This window comes from Pseudomonas sp. SMV71 (genome assembly GCF_052042015.1).
Lineage (GTDB): Bacteria > Pseudomonadota > Gammaproteobacteria > Pseudomonadales > Pseudomonadaceae > Aquipseudomonas.
This window is the reverse complement of the sequence record NZ_JBKGGU010000014.1, coordinates 68796-93798: the sequence shown is the minus strand read 5'-3', so window position 1 is coordinate 93798 and position 25003 is coordinate 68796. Positions and strand designations below refer to the sequence as shown.

The 25003-nt window shown below is 61.9% G+C and carries 25 protein-coding genes; 11 read left to right on the top strand and 14 right to left on the bottom strand.

Annotated features, from left to right (window positions below):
• The first annotated feature begins 52 nt into the window (after positions 1-52).
• On the top strand, positions 53-1753 hold the full coding sequence (gene ureC / locus ACLEJQ_RS16165) for an urease subunit alpha (protein ID WP_440796544.1): 1701 nt from the start codon (positions 53-55) through the stop codon (positions 1751-1753).
• A gap of 144 nt (positions 1754-1897) precedes the next feature.
• On the opposite strand, the gene ACLEJQ_RS16160 is transcribed toward ureC, so the two are convergent.
• Both ACLEJQ_RS16160 and ACLEJQ_RS16155 read right to left on the bottom strand, forming a co-directional pair.
• Entirely contained in the window at positions 1898-2197 is a 300-nt protein-coding gene (locus tag ACLEJQ_RS16160) for a chaperone modulator CbpM (protein ID WP_245138702.1), read from the bottom strand.
• 48 nt (positions 2198-2245) lie between these two features.
• Positions 2246-3184 (bottom strand): DnaJ C-terminal domain-containing protein, encoded by a 939-nt coding sequence (locus ACLEJQ_RS16155; RefSeq protein ID WP_440796543.1) that lies wholly within the window; start codon positions 3182-3184, stop codon positions 2246-2248.
• A 294-nt stretch (positions 3185-3478) separates the two neighbouring features.
• On the opposite strand from ACLEJQ_RS16155, the gene ACLEJQ_RS16150 reads away from it, so the two are divergent.
• Entirely contained in the window at positions 3479-4744 is a 1266-nt protein-coding gene (locus ACLEJQ_RS16150) for an Hsp70 family protein (RefSeq protein ID WP_440796542.1), read from the top strand.
• Positions 4745-4875: 131 nt separating this feature from the next.
• Here the strand turns inward: ACLEJQ_RS16150 and ACLEJQ_RS16145 are convergent, their stop codons facing one another.
• The 5 genes from ACLEJQ_RS16145 to ACLEJQ_RS16125 all read right to left on the bottom strand — a co-directional run bounded on the left by ACLEJQ_RS16145 (position 4876) and on the right by ACLEJQ_RS16125 (position 8517).
• Entirely contained in the window at positions 4876-5889 is a 1014-nt protein-coding gene (locus ACLEJQ_RS16145; RefSeq protein WP_440796541.1) for an AI-2E family transporter, read from the bottom strand.
• A gap of 220 nt (positions 5890-6109) precedes the next feature.
• Positions 6110-6406 carry a PsiF family protein gene (locus ACLEJQ_RS16140; protein ID WP_440796540.1) on the bottom strand — a complete coding sequence of 99 codons (297 nt, stop codon included), beginning with the start codon at positions 6404-6406 and terminating at the stop codon, positions 6110-6112.
• 208 nt (positions 6407-6614) lie between these two features.
• Entirely contained in the window at positions 6615-7505 is an 891-nt protein-coding gene (locus ACLEJQ_RS16135) for an alpha/beta fold hydrolase (RefSeq protein WP_440796539.1), read from the bottom strand.
• Between the two features lie 68 nt (positions 7506-7573).
• Positions 7574-7879, bottom strand: coding sequence for a DMT family transporter (locus tag ACLEJQ_RS16130; RefSeq protein WP_440796538.1), 306 nt, complete (start codon positions 7877-7879; stop codon positions 7574-7576).
• Entirely contained in the window at positions 7879-8517 is a 639-nt protein-coding gene (locus ACLEJQ_RS16125; protein WP_440796537.1) for an FMN-dependent NADH-azoreductase, read from the bottom strand. The genes ACLEJQ_RS16130 and ACLEJQ_RS16125 overlap by 1 nt, the downstream gene beginning before the upstream one ends.
• A gap of 132 nt (positions 8518-8649) precedes the next feature.
• Here ACLEJQ_RS16125 and ACLEJQ_RS16120 point away from each other — a divergent pair, with 132 nt between their 5' ends.
• Entirely contained in the window at positions 8650-9543 is an 894-nt protein-coding gene (locus ACLEJQ_RS16120; protein WP_440796536.1) for a LysR substrate-binding domain-containing protein, read from the top strand.
• 128 nt (positions 9544-9671) lie between these two features.
• Positions 9672-10202 (top strand): ferritin-like domain-containing protein, encoded by a 531-nt coding sequence (locus ACLEJQ_RS16115; RefSeq protein WP_440796535.1) that lies wholly within the window; start codon positions 9672-9674, stop codon positions 10200-10202.
• 123 nt (positions 10203-10325) lie between these two features.
• Here ACLEJQ_RS16115 and ACLEJQ_RS16110 read toward each other — a convergent pair whose 3' ends face one another.
• Positions 10326-12401, bottom strand: coding sequence for an AsmA family protein (locus tag ACLEJQ_RS16110; protein ID WP_440796534.1), 2076 nt, complete (start codon positions 12399-12401; stop codon positions 10326-10328).
• A gap of 387 nt (positions 12402-12788) precedes the next feature.
• On the opposite strand from ACLEJQ_RS16110, the gene ACLEJQ_RS16105 reads away from it, so the two are divergent.
• From ACLEJQ_RS16105 to ACLEJQ_RS16075, 7 genes are all read left to right on the top strand, one after another.
• Positions 12789-13256: a hypothetical protein gene (locus ACLEJQ_RS16105; RefSeq protein WP_440796533.1), complete on the top strand. Its 468-nt coding sequence runs from the start codon at positions 12789-12791 to the stop codon at positions 13254-13256.
• A gap of 152 nt (positions 13257-13408) precedes the next feature.
• Positions 13409-14041, top strand: coding sequence for a TetR family transcriptional regulator (locus ACLEJQ_RS16100; RefSeq protein ID WP_440796625.1), 633 nt, complete (start codon positions 13409-13411; stop codon positions 14039-14041).
• Positions 14042-14314: 273 nt separating this feature from the next.
• Complete coding sequence (gene ureE / locus ACLEJQ_RS16095; RefSeq protein ID WP_440796532.1) at positions 14315-14815, top strand: urease accessory protein UreE; 501 nt, start codon at positions 14315-14317, stop codon at positions 14813-14815.
• Positions 14812-15486 carry an urease accessory protein UreF gene (locus ACLEJQ_RS16090; RefSeq protein ID WP_440796531.1) on the top strand — a complete coding sequence of 225 codons (675 nt, stop codon included), beginning with the start codon at positions 14812-14814 and terminating at the stop codon, positions 15484-15486. Before ureE ends, ACLEJQ_RS16090 begins: the two co-directional genes overlap by 4 nt.
• A 10-nt stretch (positions 15487-15496) precedes the next feature.
• The gene (ureG, locus tag ACLEJQ_RS16085; RefSeq protein WP_440796530.1) at positions 15497-16111 is read left to right on the top strand and encodes an urease accessory protein UreG; all 615 of its coding nucleotides are present in this window, start codon (positions 15497-15499) and stop codon (positions 16109-16111) included.
• A gap of 43 nt (positions 16112-16154) precedes the next feature.
• Positions 16155-16727 carry a HupE/UreJ family protein gene (locus ACLEJQ_RS16080; RefSeq protein ID WP_440796529.1) on the top strand — a complete coding sequence of 191 codons (573 nt, stop codon included), beginning with the start codon at positions 16155-16157 and terminating at the stop codon, positions 16725-16727.
• Positions 16728-16999: 272 nt separating this feature from the next.
• A complete protein-coding gene (locus ACLEJQ_RS16075) occupies positions 17000-18133 on the top strand; it encodes an AGE family epimerase/isomerase (RefSeq protein ID WP_440796528.1) in 1134 nt (377 codons plus the stop codon).
• A gap of 133 nt (positions 18134-18266) precedes the next feature.
• On the opposite strand, the gene ACLEJQ_RS16070 is transcribed toward ACLEJQ_RS16075, so the two are convergent.
• The 6 genes from ACLEJQ_RS16070 to ACLEJQ_RS16045 form a co-directional block, all read right to left on the bottom strand.
• Complete coding sequence (locus tag ACLEJQ_RS16070) at positions 18267-19031, bottom strand: SDR family oxidoreductase (RefSeq protein WP_440796527.1); 765 nt, start codon at positions 19029-19031, stop codon at positions 18267-18269.
• An 831-nt stretch (positions 19032-19862) separates the two neighbouring features.
• Positions 19863-20579 (bottom strand): ABC transporter ATP-binding protein, encoded by a 717-nt coding sequence (locus ACLEJQ_RS16065; RefSeq protein ID WP_440796526.1) that lies wholly within the window; start codon positions 20577-20579, stop codon positions 19863-19865.
• Entirely contained in the window at positions 20576-21448 is an 873-nt protein-coding gene (locus ACLEJQ_RS16060) for an ABC transporter ATP-binding protein (RefSeq protein ID WP_440796525.1), read from the bottom strand. Before ACLEJQ_RS16060 ends, ACLEJQ_RS16065 begins: the two co-directional genes overlap by 4 nt.
• Positions 21445-22725: a high-affinity branched-chain amino acid ABC transporter permease LivM gene (gene livM / locus ACLEJQ_RS16055; protein WP_440796524.1), complete on the bottom strand. Its 1281-nt coding sequence runs from the start codon at positions 22723-22725 to the stop codon at positions 21445-21447. Before livM ends, ACLEJQ_RS16060 begins: the two co-directional genes overlap by 4 nt.
• 2 nt (positions 22726-22727) lie before the next feature.
• On the bottom strand, positions 22728-23642 hold the full coding sequence (locus ACLEJQ_RS16050) for an ABC transporter permease subunit (RefSeq protein WP_440796523.1): 915 nt from the start codon (positions 23640-23642) through the stop codon (positions 22728-22730).
• A gap of 182 nt (positions 23643-23824) precedes the next feature.
• The gene (locus ACLEJQ_RS16045; protein ID WP_440796522.1) at positions 23825-24961 is read right to left on the bottom strand and encodes an ABC transporter substrate-binding protein; all 1137 of its coding nucleotides are present in this window, start codon (positions 24959-24961) and stop codon (positions 23825-23827) included.
• Positions 24962-25003 lie beyond the last annotated feature (42 nt).

Here is a 25003-nt window from a genome sequence, read left to right as displayed (position 1 = left end):
TACTTGAGGCTTGCAGCTTGAAGCTTGCAGCTCAGTTCCGAGGAACCATGAAATGAAAATAAGTCGTCAGGCATATGCCGACATGTTCGGCCCCACCGTCGGCGACAAGGTGCGCCTGGCCGACACCGAATTGTGGATCGAAGTGGAGAAAGACTTCACCACCTACGGCGAAGAAGTGAAATTCGGCGGCGGCAAGGTGATTCGCGACGGCATGGGCCAGGGCCAACTGCTGGCCGCCGAGGTCGTGGACACCTTGATCACCAATGCGTTGATCATCGACCACTGGGGTATCGTCAAGGCCGATGTCGGCCTCAAGGACGGACGCATTGCCGCCATCGGCAAGGCCGGTAACCCGGACATCCAGCCGGATGTGACCATCGCCATCGGCGCCAGTACCGAAGTGATCGCCGGCGAAGGCATGATCCTCACCGCTGGCGGCATCGACACCCACATTCACTTCATCTGCCCGCAGCAGATCGAAGAAGCGCTGATGAGCGGCGTCACCACCATGATCGGCGGCGGCACGGGGCCGGCCACCGGGACCAACGCCACCACTTGCACGTCCGGCCCCTGGCACCTGGCGCGCATGCTCCAGGCCGCCGATGCCTTCCCGATGAACATCGGCCTGACCGGCAAAGGCAACGCCAGTCTGCCGGAGCCGTTGATCGAACAGGTCAAGGCCGGCGCCATCGGCCTGAAACTGCACGAAGACTGGGGCACCACCCCAGCTTCCATCGACAACTGCCTGAGCGTGGCCGACCAGTACGACGTCCAGGTGGCGATCCACACCGACACCCTCAACGAATCAGGCTTCGTCGAAACCACCCTGGCCGCCTTCAAGGGCCGCACCATCCACACCTACCACACCGAAGGCGCCGGTGGCGGTCACGCACCGGACATCATCAAGGCCTGCGGCTTCGCCAACGTGCTGCCGAGCTCCACCAACCCGACCCGGCCATTCACCCGCAACACCATCGACGAACACCTGGACATGTTGATGGTCTGCCATCATCTGGACCCGAGCATTGCCGAAGACGTGGCGTTCGCCGAGAGCCGCATCCGCCGCGAGACCATCGCCGCCGAAGACATCCTCCATGACCTCGGCGCGTTTTCGATGATCAGCTCCGACAGCCAGGCCATGGGCCGCGTCGGCGAAGTCATCACCCGCACCTGGCAGACCGCCGACAAGATGAAAAAACAGCGCGGCGCGTTGCCTGGCGATGGCGAAGGCAACGACAACTTCCGGATCAAGCGCTACATCGCCAAGTACACCATCAACCCGGCGATCACCCATGGCATCAGCCATGAAGTGGGCTCCATCGAAGTCGGCAAGTGGGCCGACCTGGTGCTGTGGCGCCCGGCGTTTTTCGGCGTCAAGCCGACCCTGATCCTCAAGGGAGGGGCCATTGCCGCCAGTTTGATGGGCGACGCCAACGCCTCGATCCCGACGCCGCAGCCAGTGCATTACCGGCCGATGTTCGCCAGCTTCGCAGGCTCGCGCCACGCCACCAGCCTGACCTTCATCAGCCAGGCCGCCGCCGCAGCGGGGCTGCCGGAGCAGCTCGGGTTGAAAAAGAAAATCGCCGTGGTCAAAGGCTGCCGCGACGTGCAGAAGACCGACCTGATCCACAACGACTACCTGCCGAACATCGACGTCGACCCACAGACCTATCAGGTCAAGGCCGATGGGGTGTTGTTGTGGTGTGAGCCGGCTGAAGTGCTGCCGATGGCGCAGCGGTATTTTCTGTTTTGACGATGGCCTGACCCGTTTCCTGTGGCGAGGGAGCTTGCTCCCGCTGGACTGCGCAGCAGGCCCATTTTTTCAGGGCCGCTTCGCGCCCCAGCGGGAGCAAGCTCCCTCGCCACAAGGCTTACATCTGGCTCAGGAATATATGCTTCACTCCACCAACCGCCCCAACCGCTGCTTGAGCATGCGGTTTTCGTTGCGCAGGTGCTGCACTTCCTCCAGCAGGTCCAGCGCCAGGGCGACGCCTTCCCATTCCAGCTCCAGCTCGCGGCGCAGCCTGGCGGCGCGGCGGGCCAGGACCAGTTCGTAGTCGGTGAAACGCCAATCCTTCGGCGCCGCGCCGTGGGGTTCGAGGATGCCATGGGCGACGATTTCGATGACATGGACATCCTGCAACGCGGCGGCTTCGCAGAATTCGCTCAAGTTCAGTTCAATGATCGGGTTGTTCATGGTCTGCTTCTCCCAATGCCTTGACTGTCGAGTCTAGCCCTCAAACAATCAGAAATTCTCCCGTGGGTCGAACGCGGCTTTCTTCGCCAGCTCCGCCCACAGGCCCTTGATCGTGTCGTCGCTGGCCTTGGGCATCACAGCCTTGAGCTGGACGAACAGGTAGCCGCGCTCACCGGCCTTGTTACGCAAGCCGTGGCCCTTGGCGCGCATGCGCTGACCGTTCTGGCTGCCGGCCGGAACCTTGAGGTTGATCTTGCCGGTGAGGGTCGGGACCGCCACTTCGGCGCCCAGCGCCAACTCCCATGGGGCCAGGGGCAAGGTGATGATCAGGTCCTGACCCTCGACGTCGAACTTGGGGTGCGGCGCGAAGCGGATAGTCAGGTACAAGTCGCCATTGGCGCCGCCACCGATCCCCGGCGCGCCCTGGCCCTTGAGGCGGATGCGCTCGCCGTCGGTCACGCCCAGCGGGATCTTCACGTTCAGGCTTTTACTGGTGTTGCTCACGTGCTGGCCCGCCGCGTTGTACTGCGGCACCTGGTAGCTGACTTTTTTCGACTCGCTCGCGAGGGTTTCTTCCAGGAAGATCGGTAATTCCAATTCCACGTCTTGTCCTCGACGGCCGGCGCTGCGACCTGAATGTCCGCCGCCGAAACCCGGCCCGCGATTACCGAAAATCGAACTGAAGAAATCCGAAAAGTCGCCGGTGTCCTGACCGCCAAAACCACCGCGGCTCTGCCAGCCCGGCGGGCCCTGGAATGGTTGGCCGTGCTGGCCGTAGCGGCGCAGGTCATCGTATTCGGCGCGTTTGTCGGCGCTCTTGAGCGCTTCATAGGCTTCGGAGACGTCCTTGAACCGGGTCTCGGCGTCTTTTTCCTTGCTCACGTCCGGGTGATATTTGCGCGCCAGTTTTCGATAGGCGGCCTTGATCGTGGCATCGTCGGCCGTCGGCTCGACACCCAGGATCTTGTAGTAGTCTTTGAAATCCATCTAAGCATCACCATCCGTTATCGATGTCGCACCGCCACGCACAGCATGCCCGGATGACCGGACAGCGGGTTGACCGACCTCAAGATTGGGACCGGGCGGTACGTCAGAAGTTTATCGGCAGAAGGTGGCGGTTCTTGTAACCGCCCTGTGCTGCCAGACCCATGCCAGCAAGTTTGGGGACAAAACCGCGTCTTTCAAGGCCGATGTTCCAGAATTAGCAGATCGCCGGCCTTCGAATCCGCGCCGCACTGGCATACACTGCGCGGCCGTTTTTTCACCCGGAAGCTGAAAGACATGAAAAACGCATCCCCAGCCCGTGCCTGCGGCATCGACTTCGGCACGTCCAACTCCACCGTCGGCTGGCTGCGCCCCGGTATGGAAACGCTGATCGCGCTGGAGGACGACAAGATCACCCTGCCCTCGGTGGTCTTTTTCAATCTAGAGGAGCGTCGCCCGGTATACGGCCGCCTGGCCCTGCACGAATACCTGGAAGGCTACGAAGGCCGGTTGATGCGCTCGCTCAAGAGCCTGCTGGGTTCCAAGCTGATCAAGCACGACACCAGCGTGTTGGGCACGGCGATGCCGTTCAAGGATCTGCTGGGATTGTTCATCGGCCAGCTGAAAAAACGCGCCGAAGCCACCGCCGGTCGGGAGTTCGAAGAGGTGGTGCTGGGTCGTCCGGTGTATTTCGTCGACGATGATGAGGCGGCCGACCAGGAAGCGGAAAACACCCTGGCGGATGTGGCCCGCGCCATCGGCTTCCAGGAAGTCTCGTTCCAGTACGAACCCATCGCGGCGGCGTTCGATTATGAATCGACCATCACCAAAGAAGAGCTGGTGTTGATCGTCGACATCGGCGGCGGTACCTCGGACTTCTCCCTGGTGCGCCTGTCACCCGAGCGCCGCATGCACGACAACCGCCACGCCGACATCCTCGCCACCGGTGGCGTGCACATCGGCGGCACCGACTTCGACAAGCAATTGTCGCTGGCCGGCCTGATGCCGCTGTTCGGCTACGGCAGCCGCATGAAGAGCGGCGCCTACATGCCCACCAGCCACCACATGAACCTGGCGACCTGGCACACCATCAACGGTGTGTACTCACAGAAATCCACCCTGGCCCTGAGCAGCATGCGCTACGACATTGAAGACACCGGCGGCATCGACCGGCTGTTCAAGCTGATCGAACAACGCGCCGGGCATTGGTTGGCGATGGAAGTGGAAGAAACCAAGATCCAGCTGACCCACACCGACCAGCGCCACGTGGCCCTGGACCGGATCGAACCGGGCCTGAGCGTGGACCTGAGCCGGGCCCTGTTCGAGTCGGCCATTGATGGTCTGCTGGAGCGAGTGCGCACCAGCGTCACGCAATTGCTGGGCGATGCCAACGTCGGCGTCGATCAGGTCGACACGGTGTTCTTCACCGGTGGTTCCAGCGGCATCCCGGCGCTGCGCAACAGCGTCTCGGCCATGCTGCCCCAGGCACGGCATGTGGAAGGCAACATCTTCGGCAGCATCGGCAGCGGGTTGGCGATCGAGGCGATGAAGCGCTATGGATAAAAGCAGCTTCGAGCTTTGAGCTGCAAGCTTCAAGGAAGAGCAGTCGGGTTATCGCCGATAGCTTTTACTTGAAGCTTGAAGCTTGCAGCTCGCAACCGGCAACCGGCAACCGGCAACCGGCAACCGCTGTCCTAGACCATCCCGATCTGCTTCAACTCACTCTTGAGATACGCATAGTAGATCGGCCCCGCCACTACCCCAGGCAACCCGAACGCCGCCTCGAACACCAGCATCGCCATGAGCAGTTCCCAGGACTTGGCGCTGATTTGCCCGCCAACGATCCGCGCATTGAGGAAATATTCCAGCTTGTGGATCACGATCAGGTAACCCAGCGCCGCCACCGCCACCCAGATCGACAGCGACAGGCCGACGATGGTGATCAAGGTGTTGGAGAGCAGGTTGCCGATGACCGGCAGCAAGCCCAGCAGGAAGGTCATTACGATCAGGGTCTTGGTCAGCGGCAACTTGATGCCGAACAGCGGCAGCACCACCGCCAGGAAAATCCCGGTGAAGAAGGTGTTGAGCAGGGAAATCTTGATCTGCGCGAAGACGATATTGCGAAACGCCTTGACCAGCAGGTTCAGGCGATCGAACAGCGCGGCGGCCAGGGGTTTGCGCTTGGTCAGGTCGGGGATGCGCTGCAGGGCGACGATGGCCCCCAGGACCATGCCGATCAGCAGCGTCACGAACATATGGGCCGCATCCTTGCCCACCAGTTGCAGCTCGCTCAGGTGCTTGCTCATCCAGGCGCCGATGGCCACCCGGAACTCGGCGGCGCTGGCCGGCAGGTAGGCGTCGATGAACGGCGGCAGTTGTCCACGGGCTCGGTCGACCACACCCATGAACTTGTCCAGGGACGCGCCGGGGTTCTCCGCTTCATGCAACAGGAAACTGATGGCGCCGGCGAAAATCAGCGTCAGCACACTGACCACCAGCGTTCCCAGTAGCGCCACCGCCAGCCAACGGGCCCGTCGGCCTTCGATCAAACGCTGCAACTGGGGCGTGAGCATGTTGACCAGCTCGAACACCAGCAACCCGGCCAACAGGCTCGGCAGCAGGCGCAGCGGCAGCACCAGCAACAACCCACCGAAAATGATCACCCAACTGATCACCAACAACACATGACGCTGAGAAAACGTTGGCATACAGCCTCAAGAACGAACGGCGTGAAAGGATTGGCAGTCTGCCAGCCTTCAGCGAGCAGCACTAGGGATTGTATCGGCCGATCTCTGGCGCAGTTCAGAGGTTTTTGCAGCGTCTGTGCAGGCCCATCGCGAGCAAGCTCGCTCCCACAATGGACCGAGCCACGCCAATCCAATGTGGGAGCGAGCTTGCTCGCGATGAGGCCCGCACTGACGCAAAACGTCACTTGTTCTTCAGGCAATCACTCATGAACGCCTTGCGCTCATCACCCTTGAGCGCCTTGGTGGTGGCAACGGCATTGCAGTTCTTCATGCGCTCCTGCGGCGTGCCGCCTCGCACCTCTGGCGGCTTGGTCTTGAGGCATTCGCTCATGAACGCTTTGCGCTCATCGCCCTTGAGCGCCTTGGCGCTGGCGTCGGCGTTGCAGGTGGTCATCTTGGTCTGTTGCGCCGTCGCGGCGAAGCCCTGGGAGCATGCCAGCAAACCGATCAGCAACAACGGGACACGCAGCATTTTCATGGAATTTCTCCTGAAGGCCGCCCGGAGGGTACGGCGATGTGTTGCAGTGTAGACAAAGCCTGTTACACCTTCCTCAGGTCGATCTGCCCGAATGCCGTCATCGCGAGCAGGCTAGCTCCCAAAAGGTAGCCATTTGCGCACCCGCCCGCGAAACCCTGCGGGAGCGAGCCTGCTTGCGATGAACGATTACACGGTGCTGCTCGATGGCCTAAACCCCAGCCGCTTTCAATCGCTCTGCATGCTCGACAAACAACCGGATCGGCTCGGCACCCTTGCCCACCAACCCCAGCGACTGATTGACGATGTCGAAATGATCCAGCGGATAGTCATCGCCAATGACCGTGCCCAGGTGCGAGCTGAACCGTCCGACCATGCCGTCGCACTGCCCCGCCTCGCGCACGAATGTGCGGGCGAACAGGCGGCAACTGCGGTGGGTGCCGTCGAACAGGTTGCGGCCCCTGTCGGTCTTGCCCGGCTGCAGGGTCCCGGACCAGGAGTAATAGCGCACGCCGTTGACCTCCTCCGGTCCGTGCCCGCCCCAGTGCTGGGGCAGTCCTTGCGGATAACGCTGGTTGAACAGTGCCACCCCGGCCGTGGTGAGGGAGGCGTGGGAGGCCTGGATATCCACCGGCAACCTGGGCCCGCGATAACCGGTCTCCAACAGGCTCATCAGGGCATTGACCAGGCGCAGGGCGGCACTGAGCAGGCGACCCTTGGCACTGTCGACCGGGTAGTGGGTTTGCAGGTAGTCGGCCAGTTCGGAGCCGTGATTGGTACCGGCCACGGAAGTGACCGAGGCCACCAGGTCCGGGCGCATGGCGGCGGCGTAGCGGGCAGTGAGACTGCCCTGGCTGTGGCCGATCAGGTTGACCTTCTGCGCGCCAGTCTGGCGCAGGACCTCCTCGATCCTCGCCAACAACTGTTCGCCACGCACCTCGGATGAATGCAGCGGCGAAACTTTCACCTCCACCACCACCGCACCTTCCTGGCGCAATGCCGCGGCGATCCCATACCAGTACGGATACAGCACCAGGCGAATGAACCCGAGCATGCCCGGAACCAGTACCAGGGGGTAGCGAGTGGCGCAGCGTTGCGACATGGCAACATCCTTGTGATCAAGAGGTGGTCAGCATCGACATCGTTGATGACCAGTCTATGACACCCGCGTCACTTCAGCCCGGCCACGCCCGCCACTATCAGCCCCACCGAAACGACTTTCATCAGCGTCAGGCTCTCACCGAGCAGCGCAACCCCCAGGAACACCGTGCCCAATGAACCGATGGCGGTCCAGATCGGGTAGGCCACGCTCACTGGCAGTTCGCGCATCGACAGGGTCAGGCAGCCGATCCCGCCCACGGCGGCCAGCACCGTGACCAGCGAGGGCCAGAACCGGGTGAATCCCTCGGCGTATTTCATCCCCATGGCAAAGGTGACCTCGAACCCGGCGGCGACCAGCAGCAGGACCCAGGCCATCAGAAGCTCCGGGCCAGGGCCAGCAAGCGCTGTTCGGCCTCGGCGCAAGACAACGCAAAGCTGCGCTCGGCCGACTCCTCGCCTTCGGCGGCCACCACCGTCACGTCGGTGATGCCGATGAAACCCAAGACCGTACGCAACAGCGTGTCCGCGTGGTTCATGCCCTCCAATGGGCCACCGGGGCCAAAGCCGAAGTCGCCACGGCTGGTCACGATCAAGGCCTTCTTGCCCAGCAGCAACGGCTCGTAGTGCGATACACCATTGTCCAGGCTGTGATTGAAGGTCAGGCCGATCCGCACGATCTGGTCGATCCAGGCCTTCACACCGCTGGGCACGCTGAAGTTATGCATGGGCGCGGAAATCACCAGCCGGTCGTGGGCCTGCAGCTCCGCGACCAGGGCGTCGCTCAGGGCCAGGTCCGCCTGCATGGTCAGCGGCCGGGCCTGGGGCTCGGGGTAGAACGCGGCAGCGATGAAGGCTTCGTTGACGGGAGGAACCAGTGTGCGCCCCACTTCGCGACGGGTCGGCACAGCATCGGGATGCACCGCCTGCCAGGCCGAGAGAAACGCCTCGGCCAGACGCCGCGAATGGGAACGTTCGCCACGGGGGCTGCCATGTACCACAAGAATATTGCTCATCTGAAGCTCCTGTTGTTCAGCTACACTCAGAACTGCCTGGAGCCATCAGATTGACGGTCGATTGCATTTCCCGACAAACGAACGCTAATCAAGCTGGATGAGCTTTTCTCACCCATAACCGAGCGCCCGTCGATGTTCTCTGCCCTGCCTCTCAACGCCTTGCGTGCCTTCGAATCCGCCGCGCGCCTGCTCAGTTTCAAGGCAGCCGCCGAAGAGTTATCGGTGACGCCCACGGCGGTTTCCCATCAGATCCGCGCCCTGGAAACCTGGCTGGGCGTGCAACTGTTCGAACGCTTGCCACGTCAGGTACGTCTCACCGACGGCGGCCAGCGGTTGTTTCATAGCCTGCATGGGGCCTTGCTGGACGTGGCGCAAAGCGTCGAGACCCTGCGCCCGCAACGCAGCAACACGCACCTGACACTCTCCACTACGGCGGCGTTTGCCGCGCTGTGGCTGGTGCCGCGCCTGGGACGGTTTTACGCACGTCACCCGAACATCAATGTGCGCCTGGACACCCACTGCGAGGTGATCGACCTGCATCAGGATGCCAGCGTCGACCTGGTGCTGCGCTATAGCCTGGACAGTTACCCGAACCTTTATGGCCTGTGCCTGTTCGACGAACATTTTGGCGTCTACGGCTCGCCCGACCAGGTGTCCCTGGCAGCGCGGCAGCCCCCCACATTGATCAGCGTGCGCTGGCACAACTCCAAGCTTTATGCCCACGGCTGGGACGCCTGGTGCGCCCGGGCCGGGGAAGATTGGCTCACCCGGCAACCTTGCGTGCGCGAGTACGACGAGGAGCATTACGCCTTGCAGGCGGCGATTGCCGGACAGGGCCTGGTGCTGGCGAGCAACATTCTAGTTTCTGCGAGCGTGGCCAGCGGCTTGCTGGTGGCTTATCGGCCCGAGATTCAGGTCAAGGGCGCCGGTTATAGCGCCCTGTGCGTACCGGGGCGCGAACGCCATGCGCCGGTGCGCGCATTCTTCCAATGGCTTGAGGAGGAGGCACGCCTGTCTGCGGTTTGATTGGAGGCCAGAGGAAGAGTCTGCTGAAAGATCCGGTAAAACTTTTCCAGGCGCGAGTCACTCAGATTCAGAGCGATCGCGCCTGCAGAGCGCGACACCTCAACCGGATCAGCCTCCAGGAGAACGAGATGAACGACATGCACTTGACCGACGTAACCACCTTGCGCGAACGCGCCCGGCAGAATGTGCAGAACGGCGCGGTGACCGAGGGCTACGGTGCCGACCGACAGGAAATCATCCGCCTGCTCAACGAAGCACTGGCCACCGAACTGGTGTGCGTGCTGCGCTACAAGCGCCACTATTTCATGGCAACCGGCCTGAAGGCCGGCGTGGCGGCCGGGGAATTCCTCGAACACGCGACCCAGGAAGCCGAACATGCCGACAAACTGGCCGAGCGCATCGTGCAACTGGGCGGCGAGCCGGAATTCAACCCCGACCTGTTGACCCGGCATTCCCATGCGCAATACGTGGCGGGCAATACGCTCAAGGAGATGGTCTACGAAGACCTGGTGGCCGAACGGATCGCCATCGACAGCTACCGGGAAATCATCCAGTACATCGGCGAAAAAGACCCGACCACCCGGCGCATCTTCGAAGACATCCTGGCTCAGGAAGAAGAGCATGCCGATGACATGGCCGATATCCTCGCTGACCTGTGATATCGCCATCGCGAGCAGGCTCGCTCCCACAGGTGATCGTGTTCTTCCTGAAGAAACCCGTTCGATGTGGGAGCGAGCCTGCTCGCGATAGGGCCGGCTGCTTCACTGCAACTTAATGATTGATCAACGCGTCGGCTTCACCGTCACCGGCGCCTTGCCCGCCTTCATTTGCTCCAGCAACGGCGCGCACTGGTTCGGCTCACCACCGCTGGGTGCAACCAGCGCCAGCAATCCCGCCGCCGGCGCGGCGATCACCCCCAGGGCGACCATCCCGGCGCCGCGCAACATCAGCGGCACCGCCTTGACGCCGGCAGCGGGCTTGGCGAACGTGCCCCGCACGTACAGCGGCGAGCGCAGGGAAATCAGGCGCCAGCCCTTGGACTCGGGCGTCACGGTCAGGTCCAATTGTTCGGTCGCCATGTTCGCGGTGCCGTCGATGTAGATGATCGCGTTCTCAGTGTCGAACACGAACAGGCGGCTGGTCGCCAGGCCGGTCTTGATATCGAAATCCGCCGCCGCGCAATTGATCTTCACTTCCTTGTCGCCAAAGATTTTCCCCACCACATAGTTCCCGACGTTCAGCCCCGCCAGCTCCATCAGCTCGCGACTGATGGCGCCGTCGTTGATGAGCATCTTCAGGGTGCCGTTGGAGGTGCCGAGCAACGCCGCGACCGAATTGCCGCGCCCGCTGATGTCGGCATCGCCGTTCAATTCGCCGAAGCTGGTCTTCATCGGTTCGAAACCCGGGAACAGCTGCTTGAGCTTGAAGCCCCGTGCGGTCAGCCTGGCCTGGCCTTCAAGAGGCTGGGTGTGCCCGTTGAGGCGAACCTGCGCATCGAGCTTGCCACCGGCCACGCCAAAGCGCAGGGGTTCGAGGCTCAACTGGCCGTCGTGGAGTACCAGATGAGTGTAGAGATCGGTGAAGGGCAACTGCTCGCTATGGACGATGCGTTTACCGGTGAATTCCACATCGGCGTCCATCGCGCTCCAGCGCTCGGTGCGAAACTCTTCCACCGGCAGGACCTTGTCGCTCGGCTGCTTGCTCGCAGCGCCACGGGCCTTTTGCTCAGTGCTGGAGTCCGCACCGATCAACGGCGCCAGGTCACTGAACAACAGTTGATTGGAGACCAGCGCGCCGCTGAGTTTCGGCCGGGGCTGGCTGGCGGCATAGGCCAGGTCGCCATGGATGTCGCTGTCACCGATCTTGCCGTTGAACCCTTCATAGCGAAACAGCGCGCCAGTCGGCTCGTGGAGCTTGGCGATCAGCCGGCCATCGGTGGCATAGGGCGGAGAATCCGGCAGGGTCACACCGGTGAGCGGGTACAGGTGCGCCAGGCTGTTGCCGGCCAGTTTCAAGCGCAGGTCCAGGGCGCCGAGGTTCATCGGATCGGTCAGGGTACCGGCCAGTTCAATGCGCGTGTCGGCAATCTTCGCCTGGGCCTGCAATGGAAAAGGCCGGGCCGCATCCTGCAAGGCCAGCAAACCGCCGACCTTGCCCGAGCCGCTCAGGTCCTGCCCGTGATATTGCCCGTTGACCTTGAAGGCGAATGCATAGTCCTGGGCCGCCGCGCCCTGCTCCTGGACCTTTTTGGCCGCCTTGTCGCCAACGATCTCGCTGAACGCAATGGGTTTGCCCAACGGGTCGATCATCAGGTCGAGCCGGGTCTTGAGGGTCTGGTCGTCCAGTGTGACGTGGCCTTTGTCAAAGCCGATCGCGCCAATGTCCACTACCCAACTGGAGGGCTCGGCGTCGGGGTCTTTCGGGTCGAACTGGAAGGTCCAGTTGGCGCGGCCGTCGGCAAGCCGTTGCAGATTGGCATTGGGCTCGCTCAGGTCAATGCGCGGGATCGACACCCGGCGGGCCAGCAGCGCCAACGGCGAAATGCGCAATTCGACACGCTTGAGCGTGGCCATCTGCGGGGTTTTCGACCAGTCAGGGTTGCCCAGGCTCAAGTCCTCGGCCACGACATGGGGCCACGGCAGCCAGGCTCGCCAGCCGCCCTCCTCCGGCTCGCGCTGCCAGACCACCGCCAGGTTGCCGTTAATGGCGAACGGGCGGTGCAACTCCTCGGAAACCTTGGCGTTGAGCGTGGGCTTGATCCGGTTCCAATCGAAGAACGCGATGACCAGCACCAGCACGGCCAGCAAGACGAAAAGACTGGCAAGGCTCCAGGCGAGGATTTTTGAAGTGCGCGTCATGCACAAGGCTCCTGATGACAAATAGGGCGTCCAGACCGCGACGCTTGGAAAGACGAACCTGTGCTCGGCCCGTTCGTGATGGATTGGACTGGCGAAACGGCCAACTGGTTTAACACCAGGGCCGATGAACGGCATCAGAAGACCGGCCAATCCTGACCAATCCGCCAGCTATCTGTTACCGCTCCCGCACGTTTGTGAGGCACGAGTGAGTACAAAATACCCACTTACGTGCAAAACCATCCCGCTGAAAGGCCCGATCTAGAGCCTCTCTGCGGAACAATCAATTCGGTTGATTATTACCATTGCGTTTATGAACTTTTATATCGACTTATCGAGAGTAGCATTGCCTCCGTACCCACTTTATCGCCCTCCCAAGGAGCAATGATCATGAAACGCCAATTACTGATGAGTCTGTCCCTTTCACTGCTGGCTTCCACTGCTTTCGCACTGCCGGCTTCCGAACAAGCCACGCCACAGGTTAAAGATAGCCATTCGGTCTACAGCCAGACCGTCGCAGAAGGTGGCCGGGATCGCCTGGAAGAAAAAGGCCTGGTCCAGGACGGTGGCGACCGCACCCCACAAGGCCAGAGCCTGGCAGCCGACGGTTCCGACCGCACCCCATTGGGTGAAAGCCTCGCAGCCGACGGTTCCGACCGCACTCCACTGGATGAAAGCCTCGCAGCCGACGGTTCCGATCGTACCCCACTGGGTGAAAGCCTTGCAGCCGACGGTTCCGACCGTACCCCACTGGGTGAAAGCCTTGCAGCCGACGGTTCCGACCGCACTCCACTGGGTGAAGCCCTCGCCGAAGGCGGCGGTGACCGTGTGATCGAACGCAACCGTACAGCGAGCTGAGCCCATGCTGGCCCAGAAAAAAGCCCGATTCCTGCAATCGGGCTTTTGATTTTTCAAAGCGCTTGTTTCCCACGCCCCTTTCTACCGTTCGACGTCGGCAAAGCCGATTTGCTAGAGTGCGTCGCTCCCATGACTCGGAAGTCAGTCCTGCGATGCTGCCCCGCGCCGAACAGAAACAACAGACCCGAATTGCCCTGATGGACGCTGCCCGTCATCTGATGGAGTGCGGACGGGGGTTCGGTAGCCTGAGCCTGCGGGAAGTCGCCAAGACAGCGGGCATCGTGCCCACCGGATTCTACCGGCACTTCGATGACATGGACCAACTGGGCCTGGCCCTGGTCTGCGAGGTCGGCCAGACCTTCCGCGAAACCATCCGCCTGGTGCGCCACAACGAGTTCGTCATGGGTGGCATCATCGACGCATCGGTGCGGATATTCCTCGATGTCGTGCAGGCCAACCGGTCACAGTTCCTGTTCCTGGCTCGCGAACAGTACGGCGGCTCCCTGCCGGTGCGCCAGGCCATCGCTCGACTGCGCGAAGACATCAGCTCGGACCTGGCCGCTGACCTGTCCTTGATGCCCAAGCTGCAGCATCTGGACTTCGCCGGGTTGAGCGTGATGGCCGATCTCATCGTCAAGAGCGTGTTCGCCACCCTGCCCGACATCATCGACCCACCCGCCAAAGCCCTGCCTGAACATCTCACGCCCCAGGCGAAGATCACCCAGCAACTGCGGTTCATCTTCATCGGCCTCAAGCATTGGCAGGGGTTGGGGAGCGTCGAATAATCATTGAAAAAATTCTCCCTGTGGGAGCGAGCCTGCTCGCGATAGCGGTGCGTCAGTCACATCACTGCTCGCTGATCCACCGCTATCGCGAGCAGGCTCGCTCCCACAGGGTTTTTCTCCAGCTGCAAAATGGTGCGCCTCATTAGCCGTCGCACCAAAAAGATCCACCCACACCCACCCACCTCCCAATTTCCCCTGCCGTTTCCTACAGCCCAATCAATTGGCAAGCCCCTTGCTCTAAACACAGCACCGTTCATTGCTGGAAGCACGCCGATGCTGGTGATTCACCGCAGAATCGACCCTCAACCCCGCTGGGATGCCGAGCTGCACCTGACTTTCGACGCCCGCAGCAAGAGCCGCCTGCGCTGTTTCAGTGCCGAGGGCGAAGACGTGGGCTTGTTCCTGGAGCGCGGCCAGTCGCCGCTGTACGACGGCGAATGCCTGCAAGCCGAGGACGGTCGCATCGTGCGGGTCTGTGCCCGCCCCGAACAATTGCTGCACGTCACCTGCGCCAACGCCTTCGAACTGACCCGCGCCGCCTACCACTTGGGCAATCGCCATGTTGCCCTGCAAGTGGGCGATGGCTGGTTGCGCCTGCTGGACGACTACGTGCTCAAGGCGATGCTCGAACAATTGGGCGCCGTCGCCGAAGCCATCGAAGCCCCGTTCCAGCCGGAACACGGCGCCTACGGCGGCGGCCATCATCACTCCCGGCATGGCGACGACGACTTCAACTACGCACCGCGCCTGCATCAGTTCGGCGTGCGCACATGAACCCGGCCTGGGCGCTCCTGCGTCTGGCCAGCCCGCAACTGCCGATTGGCGGCTACAGCTATTCCCAAGGCCTGGAAATGGCGGTGGACAACGGCCAGGTCAAGAGCTGCGACGACGCCCGGCGCTGGATCAGCGATCAATTGCTGCTGAACCTGGCACGCTTCGAGGCGCCCTTGCTGCTGGCGCACTGCACCGCAGCGGCCGCCGATGACTGGCACGCCCTGGCGCAACACTGCCAGGCACACCGCGCCAGCCGGGAAACCCGCGAGCTGTACCAGGAGAGCCGGCAGATGGGCTACTCGCTGCAACAACTGCTCAACGGTTTGCCGGAACTCGACGCCGCCGCACGGCGCTTCTTCGAACACACCAGCGAACCGCACCTGGCCTTGTGCTGGGCCCTGGCCGCCCGTGCCTGGGGTATCACGCCCCAGGATGCCCTCACCGCCTGGCTGTGGAGCTGGCTGGAAAACCAACTCGCGGTGCTGATGAAAACCCTGCCGCTGGGCCAGCAGGCCGCCCAGCGCCTGACCAGCGAACTGCTGCCGCTGCTGCAACAGGCCCAGCACCACGCCTCGAATATCGAGCCCGATCACTACGGCAGCGCCGCGTTTGGCCTGTCCCTGGCGTGCATGGCCCATGAGCGCCAGTACAGCCGTCTGTTCCGTTCCTAGGAGACACACCGTGAATACACAACCTCTGCGCGTCGGCATCGGCGGCCCGGTAGGTTCAGGCAAGACCGCCCTGACTCTGGCCCTGTGCCTGGCCCTGCGTGATCGCTACAACCTGGCGGTGGTCACCAACGACATCTACACCCGCGAAGACGCCGATTTCCTGGTGCGCAACGAAGCCCTGGCGCCGGAGCGGATCATTGGCGTTGAAACCGGCGGCTGTCCGCACACCGCCATCCGCGAGGACGCCTCGATCAACCTCGAGGCGGTGGACCAGTTGAACCGGCGCTTTCCCGGCCTGGACCTGATTCTGGTGGAGTCCGGTGGTGACAATCTCTCGGCGACCTTCAGCCCGGAGTTGTCGGACCTGACGATCTACGTGATCGACGTCTCGGCCGGCGACAAGCTGCCGCGCAAGGGCGGACCGGGCATCTGCAAGTCCGACCTGCTGGTGATCAACAAGATCGACCTGGCGCCACTGGTGGGCGCGTCCCTGGACATGATGGACGGCGATACCCGGCGGATGCGCAACGGCAAGCCGTTCGTGTTCAGTAACCAGAAAACCGGCCAGGGCCTGGACGAGATCATCGCCTTCATCGAACGCCAGGGCCTGCTGACCGGCGCATGACGACTCATTCCAATTTACAAACCGATTACAAGGAAGCCTCTCCATGACCCTCAAACGCATCCTCGGCGCCTTCGCGCTTTTGCTGACCCCGACCCTGGCCTTCGCCCATCCGGGTCATGGCGACAATGGCCTGATGGCTGGTCTCGGGCACCCCATCGGCGGACTGGATCATCTGCTGGCGATGCTGGCGGTCGGCTTGTGGGCCGCGCAGCAACAAGGCGCGGCGCGTTGGGCGCTGCCGTGCACCTTCGTTGGCACGATGCTGATCGGCGGCTTGCTGGGTTTCGCAGGCCTGGAGCTGCCGGTTATGGAAAGTGGAATCGCCGCATCGGTACTGGCCCTGGGCCTGGCGGTGGCACTGGCGGTGCGTCCGCCGTTGAGCCTGGCGATCGGCGCCACGGCCGTATTCGCGCTGTTCCATGGCGTCGCTCACGGTCTGGAATTGCCAGACATGTCGAGCCCTTGGGCCTACGCCGCAGGGTTTGTCGCAGCCACGGCGGCGCTGCATGGCGTCGGTTTCGCGGTGGTGCGTGTATTGCCACGGGCAGCGGCGCCGCTAGTACGGCTGGCCGGAGCGGCTTCAGCGGGGGCTGGGGTCTGGTTGCTCGCAGGTTGATTCCATAGCGTTTGTCCGGGCCTCATCGCGAGCAGGCTCGCTCCCACAGGGACGGCGTACACCGCCCGAATCTGGGAGCGGGTTTGCTCGCGAAGGCGGCCTGCCAGGCACCGCACCTCTCAAGTCACACCCCACAATTGATCGGTGTACACCGCCCCCTTTGTGGGAGCGAGCTGCTCGCGATGGCGGCCTTGCCGGCACCCTCTCTCTGAAGCCAACCACTCTGCTACCATGTCGCGCAATCGCCCCTCCAGCCGTGACGAACGCCGCCCATGCCTGATGCCTCCCGCCCCGCTCCTTCGCCTGAATTGATCACGCTGTTCGCAGCGGTGCGCCGGCATTTTCACGAGGTGATCGTGCCGATGTGGCAAGGCCCGGGCTGGAACGGCGAACTGGCATTGCCCTATGAATCCCTGGATGCCGACCACGCCCCCCTGCCGCCGCAACGTTACCGCGCCATGGCCTGCGCACGGCAGTTGTATGTGTTCGCCAGCCTGATCGGCGAGGTGCCGCAGGCCGAAGAACGTGCGGCTGCGCTGTTTCGTTCGTTGCAACGGCACTTCCACGATGCCGAACATGGCGGCTGGTTCTACAGCATCGACCCGCAGGGCGCGCCGCTGGACACCGGCAAGGACCTCTACACCCACGCCTTTATCCTGTTCGCCTGCGCCCATTACTGGGGCAAGGTTCGCGAACCGCTGGTGGAGTCGGTGCTCAACGCCGCGCTGGAAGTCATCGCCCGACGCTTCGCCACGGGTGACGGTCTCTACGAAGCCAGCCTCAAGCGCGATTGGTCGACTGTCGAATCCGGCCCGCTGCAAAACCCATTGATGCACCTGGCCGAAGCGCTCCTTGCCGTCCTTTCGGTTCGCGAAGACGCCAACGTACGCCAGGCATTGCTGAGCCTGTGCGAGGCGATGTTCAAGTGTTTCACCGACCCGCAACTGGGCGTGATGATGGAAAAACCGCTCAAGGCTGTGGATAACTGGTTCGAGCCCGGGCACCAGTTCGAGTGGTACTACTTACTCGCATCGTCGCCCTTGTTGCGCGACGGCAAGCTGCGCATGGCCCTTGAGCGAAGCTTCGAATATACCGAGCAGCGTGGCGTAGACCGAAAGTCCGGCGCGGTATGCGCGATGCTGAGCCTGGAGCCGCATGCCGTCCCGCGGGACGCGACCCAGCGCATCTGGGCCCAGGCCGAATACCTGCGCGCACTGACCTTGCGTGCGCACGGTCAGCAGGCTTTGCTGCCGCAGCTACAGGCCCTGCAGCAACACTTCCTGCATGCCAAGGGCTGGAACGAATGCCTGGATGCCGATGGCATCGTCAGCCGGCGGGACATGCCGTCCACCACGCCCTATCACCTCATGACCTGCTATCTCGGGTTGGCCGACTGCCTGGCGTAATGCTTTTGTGGCAAGGGAGCTTGCTCCCGCTCGGCTGCGAAGCAGTCGCAAGCTTTTGGGGTCGCTGCGCGCCCCAGCGGGAGCAAGCTCCCTCGCCACAGGTTTCCGTAGACAGCCCCAACCAACTCAGCGGTCAGGCCTTGTTACGCTCAATCGCAAACCCGGCCCAGGTCTGGCTCACCGGCATCAGTTCCAGACTGTTGATGTTGATGTGCGCCGGGGCATTGAGCACCCAGAAAATAGTATCGGCGATGTCCTGCGGTTGGATCGGCTCGGCGCCGGCGTAGGTCGCGTTGTAGCGCTCCTGGTCGCCGCCGAAGCGCACCAGGGAGAATTCGCTCTCGCACAGGCCCGGCTCGATGTTGCTCACCCGCACACCCGTGCCTTGCAGGTCGCAACGCAGGTTCAGGGAAAACTGTTTGACGAACGCTTTGCTCGCGCCATAGACGTGGCTGCCAGGGTACGGGTAGTTGCCGGCAATTGAACCCAGGTTGATGATGCTCGCGCCACGCCCATGGGCGATCAGGCGCGGCAGCAACAGACGGGTGCTGTAGATCAGGCCCTTCACGTTGGTGTCGACCATGGTGTCCCAGTCATCGAGATCGCACTTGGGCGCCGGGTCAACGCCCAAGGCCAAGCCGGCGTTGTTGATCAATCCGCGCAATTTGGTGAATGACGGTGGCAAGTTGGCGATGGCTTCTTCCATGGCCTTGCGGTCACGCACGTCCAGCACCAGTCCATGGACTTCGGTCTGCTTCGACAACTCGGCACACAGCGCATTGAGGCGTTCTTCACGACGACCGGTCAGCACCAGCTTCCAACCGGCCTCGGCGAAACGACGGGCGCAGGCTTCACCAAAACCGGACGTCGCGCCGGTGATAAACAGGGTGTTGGACATCGTGTTCTCCTTGCTTGGGCTTTCGCCGTGAATGGAAATCGGCCCACAGCATGCCCGGCCATGCCCATCGGGGGCAAGGCTTGCCAGGCTTGCATGACTGCTCATAAAACAGCCAATTCGCGCCAAGCCCGATTTTCCGCGGCTTACAGCCAGTTGCCCGCATCTTATCCACAGGCACGTCCACAGTAATCGGGGGCAAGTGCAGACGCTGCAAGCCGCTGTGCATAAGGGTTTGCGAGGTATCTGGAAAATTTTTTCCCTTGACCCTGCAAGTCAGGTTGTGCAGACCCGGTTATCTGCTATAAGCCAAACGAGAAAGCGAGATGGCTCCAAGCCAGTAACTACGGCCCTCCGGGAGGTCTTTCCAGAGTTTAATCACAGAGTTATCCACAGGCCTGTCCACTCCCATAGTCCCTTGTTGCAAGGCTTATAAAATGGTTGACAATCCTCGTTGTCGCTTGGGCAAAAACGCCTGATCAAAAAACGACCACACCTCTACAAGCCACGTATTACACGGCCTGCAACCAGATACACCCACGTTACCCACAGCCAGTTCCACAGCAAACGGGGACAAGTCAAAACGCAGACAAAACAACTATTTGCGGCGACTTTATGTCGCGGTTTGGCAAGGATTCAGGATTGTTGTCCACAATTGCTGTTGGCGCATGAGCCTGTGGGAGCGAGCCTGCTCGCGATAGCGGATCGTCAGCCGAAATTTCGGTGACTGAGCCACCGCCATCGCGAGCAGGCTCGCTTCCACAAGGGGTCACCGGTGTTTGAAGAAAAAAAACCCGGTGATCACTCGCCGGGTTTCTTCATTGCAAGCCTGCGTCAATGCCCACCCAGATACGCGTTGCGCACCTCTTCGTTGGCCAGCAACTCCTTGCCGGTGCCGGTCAAACGGATTTCACCGTTGACCATCACGTAGGCCCGGTCCGACAACCTGAGGGCGTGGTTGGCGTTCTGCTCCACCAGGAAGATGGTCATCCCGGTAGACGCCAGTTCACGGAGGGTGGCGAAGATCTGTTTCACCACGATGGGCGCCAGCCCCAGGCTCGGTTCGTCGAGCAGCAACAACTTCGGCCGGCTCATCAACGCCCGGGCAATGGCAAGCATTTGCTGCTCGCCGCCGGACATGGTCATGGCGCGCTGGTTACGACGCTCCTTGAGCCTTGGGAACAGCTCGAACATGCGCTGCATATCCTCGCCGGCGTACTTGTCACCAATGGGAATGGTGCCCATCAGCAGGTTTTCCTCGACTGTCATGTCGGGAAACACACGCCGGCCTTCCGGCGACTGGGCGATACCGTTGGAGGCAATGTAGTGGGAGGATTTATGGGTGATGTCGACGCCCTGGTAAATGATCTGCCCGCCCGCCGCACGCGGCTGGCCGAAGATCGACATCAGCAACGTGGACTTGCCGGCACCGTTGGAGCCGATCAGGCTCACGGTCTCGCCTTCGCCAATGTGCAGCGAGACTTTCTTCAGGGCCTGGATCGGCCCGTAGAACACGTCCAGTTCCTTGAGTTCGAGGATAGGCGTACTCATACCAGTTCCTCTTCATCGGCGCCCAGGTAGGCCGCGATCACCTTCGGATCGTTGCGAATCGCCTCCGGACCGCCCTCGGCGATGACGTTGCCGTGGTCCAGCACCACGATGTGGTCGGAAATACTCATTACCATGCCCATGTCGTGTTCGATCAGTACCACGGTCAGATCATGCTCGTCGCGCAGCAGCCGGATCATCGCGCTCAGCGCTTCGGTTTCCTGAGGGTTCAGGCCTGCGGCCGGCTCGTCCAGGCAGATGATCTGTGGACGGGTGCACATGGCCCGGGCGATTTCCAGGCGCCGTTGCTGGCCGTAGGAAAGCTCCCCCGCCAGGCGGTTGGCGCAGTCCACCAGGTCCACCACTTCAAGCCAGTAGAAGGCATGGTCCAGGGCGTCGCTTTCAGCCTTGCGGTAGCCCTTGGTGTTGAGGATGCCGGCCACCAGGCTGCGGTTGACCCACATGTGCTGGGCCACCAAGAGGTTTTCCAGCACCGACATTTCCTTGAACAGGCGGATGTTCTGAAAGGTACGCGCCAGGCCGGCGCGGTTCACCAGGTGAGTACCGCCGAACATCTTGTAGTACAGCCGGCTGGCAAAGGATTTCGGCGATACGAAATCCGTCGGGCGAAACGCCTCGCCCAACAGCTGGATCACATTGGTCCGCTCACCACGCACGTTGAGCTCGATCTTCCCGCCGGTCGCCTTGTAGAACCCGGTCAGGCAGTTGAAGACCGTGGTCTTGCCCGCACCGTTGGGACCGATCAGGGCGAAGATCGAGTTGCGCTTGACCTGCAGGCTGACGTCACTGAGGGCCTTGATCCCACCGAACTGCATCATCAGGTTTTCAACGCTGAGTACGACTTCGCTCATGGCGCTACTCCTTTACGCGGCGTCACCCCGGTGCGACTGATCCGGATCAGGCCACGAGGTCGCCAGATCATCATCAGCACCATCAACACGCCGAACAACAGCACCCGGTATTCGGAGAAGCTGCGCAGCAGCTCCGGTGCCACGGTAAGCACGAATGCCGCGATCACCACGCCCACCGTCGAGCCCATGCCGCCCAGGACCACGATCGCCAGGATCAGCGCCGACTCGAAGAAGGTGAACGACGATGGGTTGACGAAGCCCTGGTAACTGGCGAAGAACACCCCGGCCAGGCCAGCGGTGGAGGCACCGATGGTGAACGCCGAGAGCTTGACCAGCACATGGTTCAGCCCCATGGAGCGGCACGCGATCTCGTCTTCACGCAGGGCTTCCCATGCACGCCCGACTGGCATGCGGGTCAGGCGATGCTTGATGTACAACACCAGCAGCACCACGATGAACAGCACGATATAGATGAACAGGAATTTCAGGTTGGGGTTGTAGTCGATGCCGAAGAACTCATGGAACGGCACCCCGCCATCCTTTGCCCTGCGACCGAATTCCAGACCGAAAAAGGTCGGCGATGGCACTGGCATGCCGTTCGGCCCGCCGGTGAAAGACAGCCAGTTGTTGAGCACTAGCCGGATGATTTCGCCAAACCCGAGGGTCACGATTGCGAGATAGTCACCGTGCATTCGCAGCACCGGGAAGCCGAGTATGCATCCCGCCATCGCGGCGGTAATGGCAGCCAATGGCAGCACCGTCCAGAACCCCAGTCCCAGGTATTGGTAACCCAGCGCCAGACCGTAGGCACCGATGGCATAGAACGCCACGTACCCCAGGTCCAACAACCCCGCCAGGCCGACCACGATGTTCAGGCCCAGGCCCAGCAGCACGTAGATCAGCCCGAGAATAACCACGGTGAGCACGTATTTGTTGGCGAAGAAGGGGAAGACGATGGCGATCACGATCAGCGCCGGGATGATCCAGCGCAGGCGCGACTTGTAGTCCGGTGGAAGTACATGCACGCCGGAGCCGGTACTTTCGAAACCCTGGAGCACCTTGAGGCCCTTGGGCGTTTGCAGAAACAGGCTCAAGGCAAAGCGCCCGATCATCACGATCGCCACCAGCCAGCCGACGCGGGCCGGTTGCAGGTTGAAGCTGTAGCCGTCGAGCACCACGCCGACAATCGGCCCGAACACGATCAGCGAGATCAGCCCGGCCAGGATCGCATCGATGACGCTCTGTTTGATATCAAGCGGTTTATTGGCAGCAGACATACTTATACCTTCGCCACGAGTGGGCGACCCAACAGGCCTTGGGGACGGAAAATCAGAATCAGCACCAGCAGCGAGAAACTGAACACGTCTTTGTAGTCAGAGTTGATCAGACCGGAGAACAGCGACTCGGAGATCCCGAGGATGATCCCGCCCAGCATCGCCCCGGGCAGGGAACCGATGCCGCCGAGTACCGCCGCGGTGAACGCCTTGATGCCGATGATGAAGCCGGCATAGAAGTCGAACGTGCCGTAGTTCATGGTGATCAGCACACCGGCCAGGGCCGCCATGGCTGCACCGATGACGAACACGTAGGAAATCACCCGGTCGGTGTTGATCCCCAGGATGGAGGCCATCTTGCGGTCTTGCTGGGTGGCACGGCACATGCGCCCCAGCTTGGTGTACTTGATGATGTAGGTCAGCAGGGCCATGCCGGCGAATGCAGCGACCAGAATGAAGATCTTGGTGTAGGTCAGTTGGACGAAACCACTGCCGATGTCGACGCGCATGGCGCCTTCGAGCAGGGTCGGCACACCTTGCTGGCGGGCACCCTGGCTGATCTGTGCATAGTTCTGCAGGATCAGCGAGATGCCGATGGCGCTGATCAGCGGTGCCAGTCGGGTGGAGTTGCGCAGGGGTTTGTAGGCGACGCGTTCGATGACCCAGCCATACACTCCGGTGACCACGACCGTGAACACCAGCGTGCCAAGGATCATCAGCGGGAAGGATTCGATACCGAAGTAAGCCAGCAGAGCCAGACTGATTGCCGCCAGGTAAGCGGAAATCATGTAAACCTCGCCGTGGGCAAAGTTGATCATGCCGATGATGCCGTAGACCATTGTGTAGCCGATGGCGATCAGACCATAGACCGACCCGAGGGTCAGGCCGTTGATCAGTTGCTGCAGGAAAATACCATCCATAACGCGATCTCACGCAGTAAGAGACGGCACAACCTCGATGCCATGAAGACGGGTCCGGGGCTGTGCGGCTCGTAGAGAAAAAACAGACGGGCCTGCCGGCGTTCGCCGGCGAGGGAAGGCTGAGCGCAGTCTCTGTGGCGAAGGAGTCGGCCTCCTCGCCACAGGCTGGTCATCCCTTCGAATTACTTCTGCTTTTCCAGCTGATGGTATTTGCCGTCCTTGTCCCACTGGTAAACCACGTAGTCGGAGACTTTCAAGTCACCCTTGGAATCCCACTCCTTCTTGCCCATCACGGTCTGGACCGGATTGGCCTTTAGCCATTTGGCCGCGTCCTCGCCTTTGTTGGACTTGGCGCCGTTGAAACCGGCCGCCAGTGCCTGGACCGAGGCATAGGCGTACAAGGTGTAACCTTCAGGCTCGACGCCCTGGGCACGGAAGGCATCGACCACAGCCTTACTGTCCGGCAGCAGGCGTGGGTCGGCACCGAAGGTCATGTACACGCCATCGACGTATTGCGCGCCGCCGGCGGTGGTGACCAGTTCATCGGTGACGATGCCGTCATCGGACATGAACTTAACGTCCTTGAGGCCTTGTTCACGCAGTTGGCGAACCAGTGGGCCAGCTTCCGGGTGCAGGCCACCGAAGTACACCACGTCGGCGCCAGCGGCACGGATCTTGGTGACCACGGCGCTGAAGTCTTTCTCGCCGCGGGTCAGGCCTTCATACAGCACCGCCTTCACGCCACGCTTCTCAAGCTGTGCCTTGGTGGCATCCGCCAGACCCTGGCCGTAGGTGTCCTTGTCGTGCAGCACAACGACCTTCTTGCCCTTGAGCACGTCGACGATGTAGTCGCCCGCCACGATGCCTTGCTGGTCGTCACGACCGCACATGCGGAACATCGCGCTCAGGCCGCGCTCGGTGACCTGTGGGTTGGTCGAGCCCGGCGTGATGGCGATGACGCCGGCTTCATCGTAGACCTCTGAAGCGGGAATGGTGTTGGACGAGCAGAAGTGCCCGACCACGCCGATGACTTTGTCCTGGTCAACCAGACGGTTGGCCACGGCCACGGCCTGCTTGGGTTCGCAGGCATCGTCGCCGGCGACCAGCACGATTTTCTCCCCGTTGACGCCACCTGCCTTGTTGATGACATCGGCTGCCGCCTGGGCACCCTTCATGTACTGCTCGCCAAATGCAGCGTTGGCACCGGTCATCGGCCCCGCTACACCCAATTTCACATCAGCTTGAGCAAACGCAGAAACACCCAGCGCAGTTGCCACTGCGAGGGCCAGGAAGCCTTTCTTGTAAAACGTCTGGGACATGAGGTGGTGCTCCAAGTTTTTTTTAGTTGGCACTGCGACTTC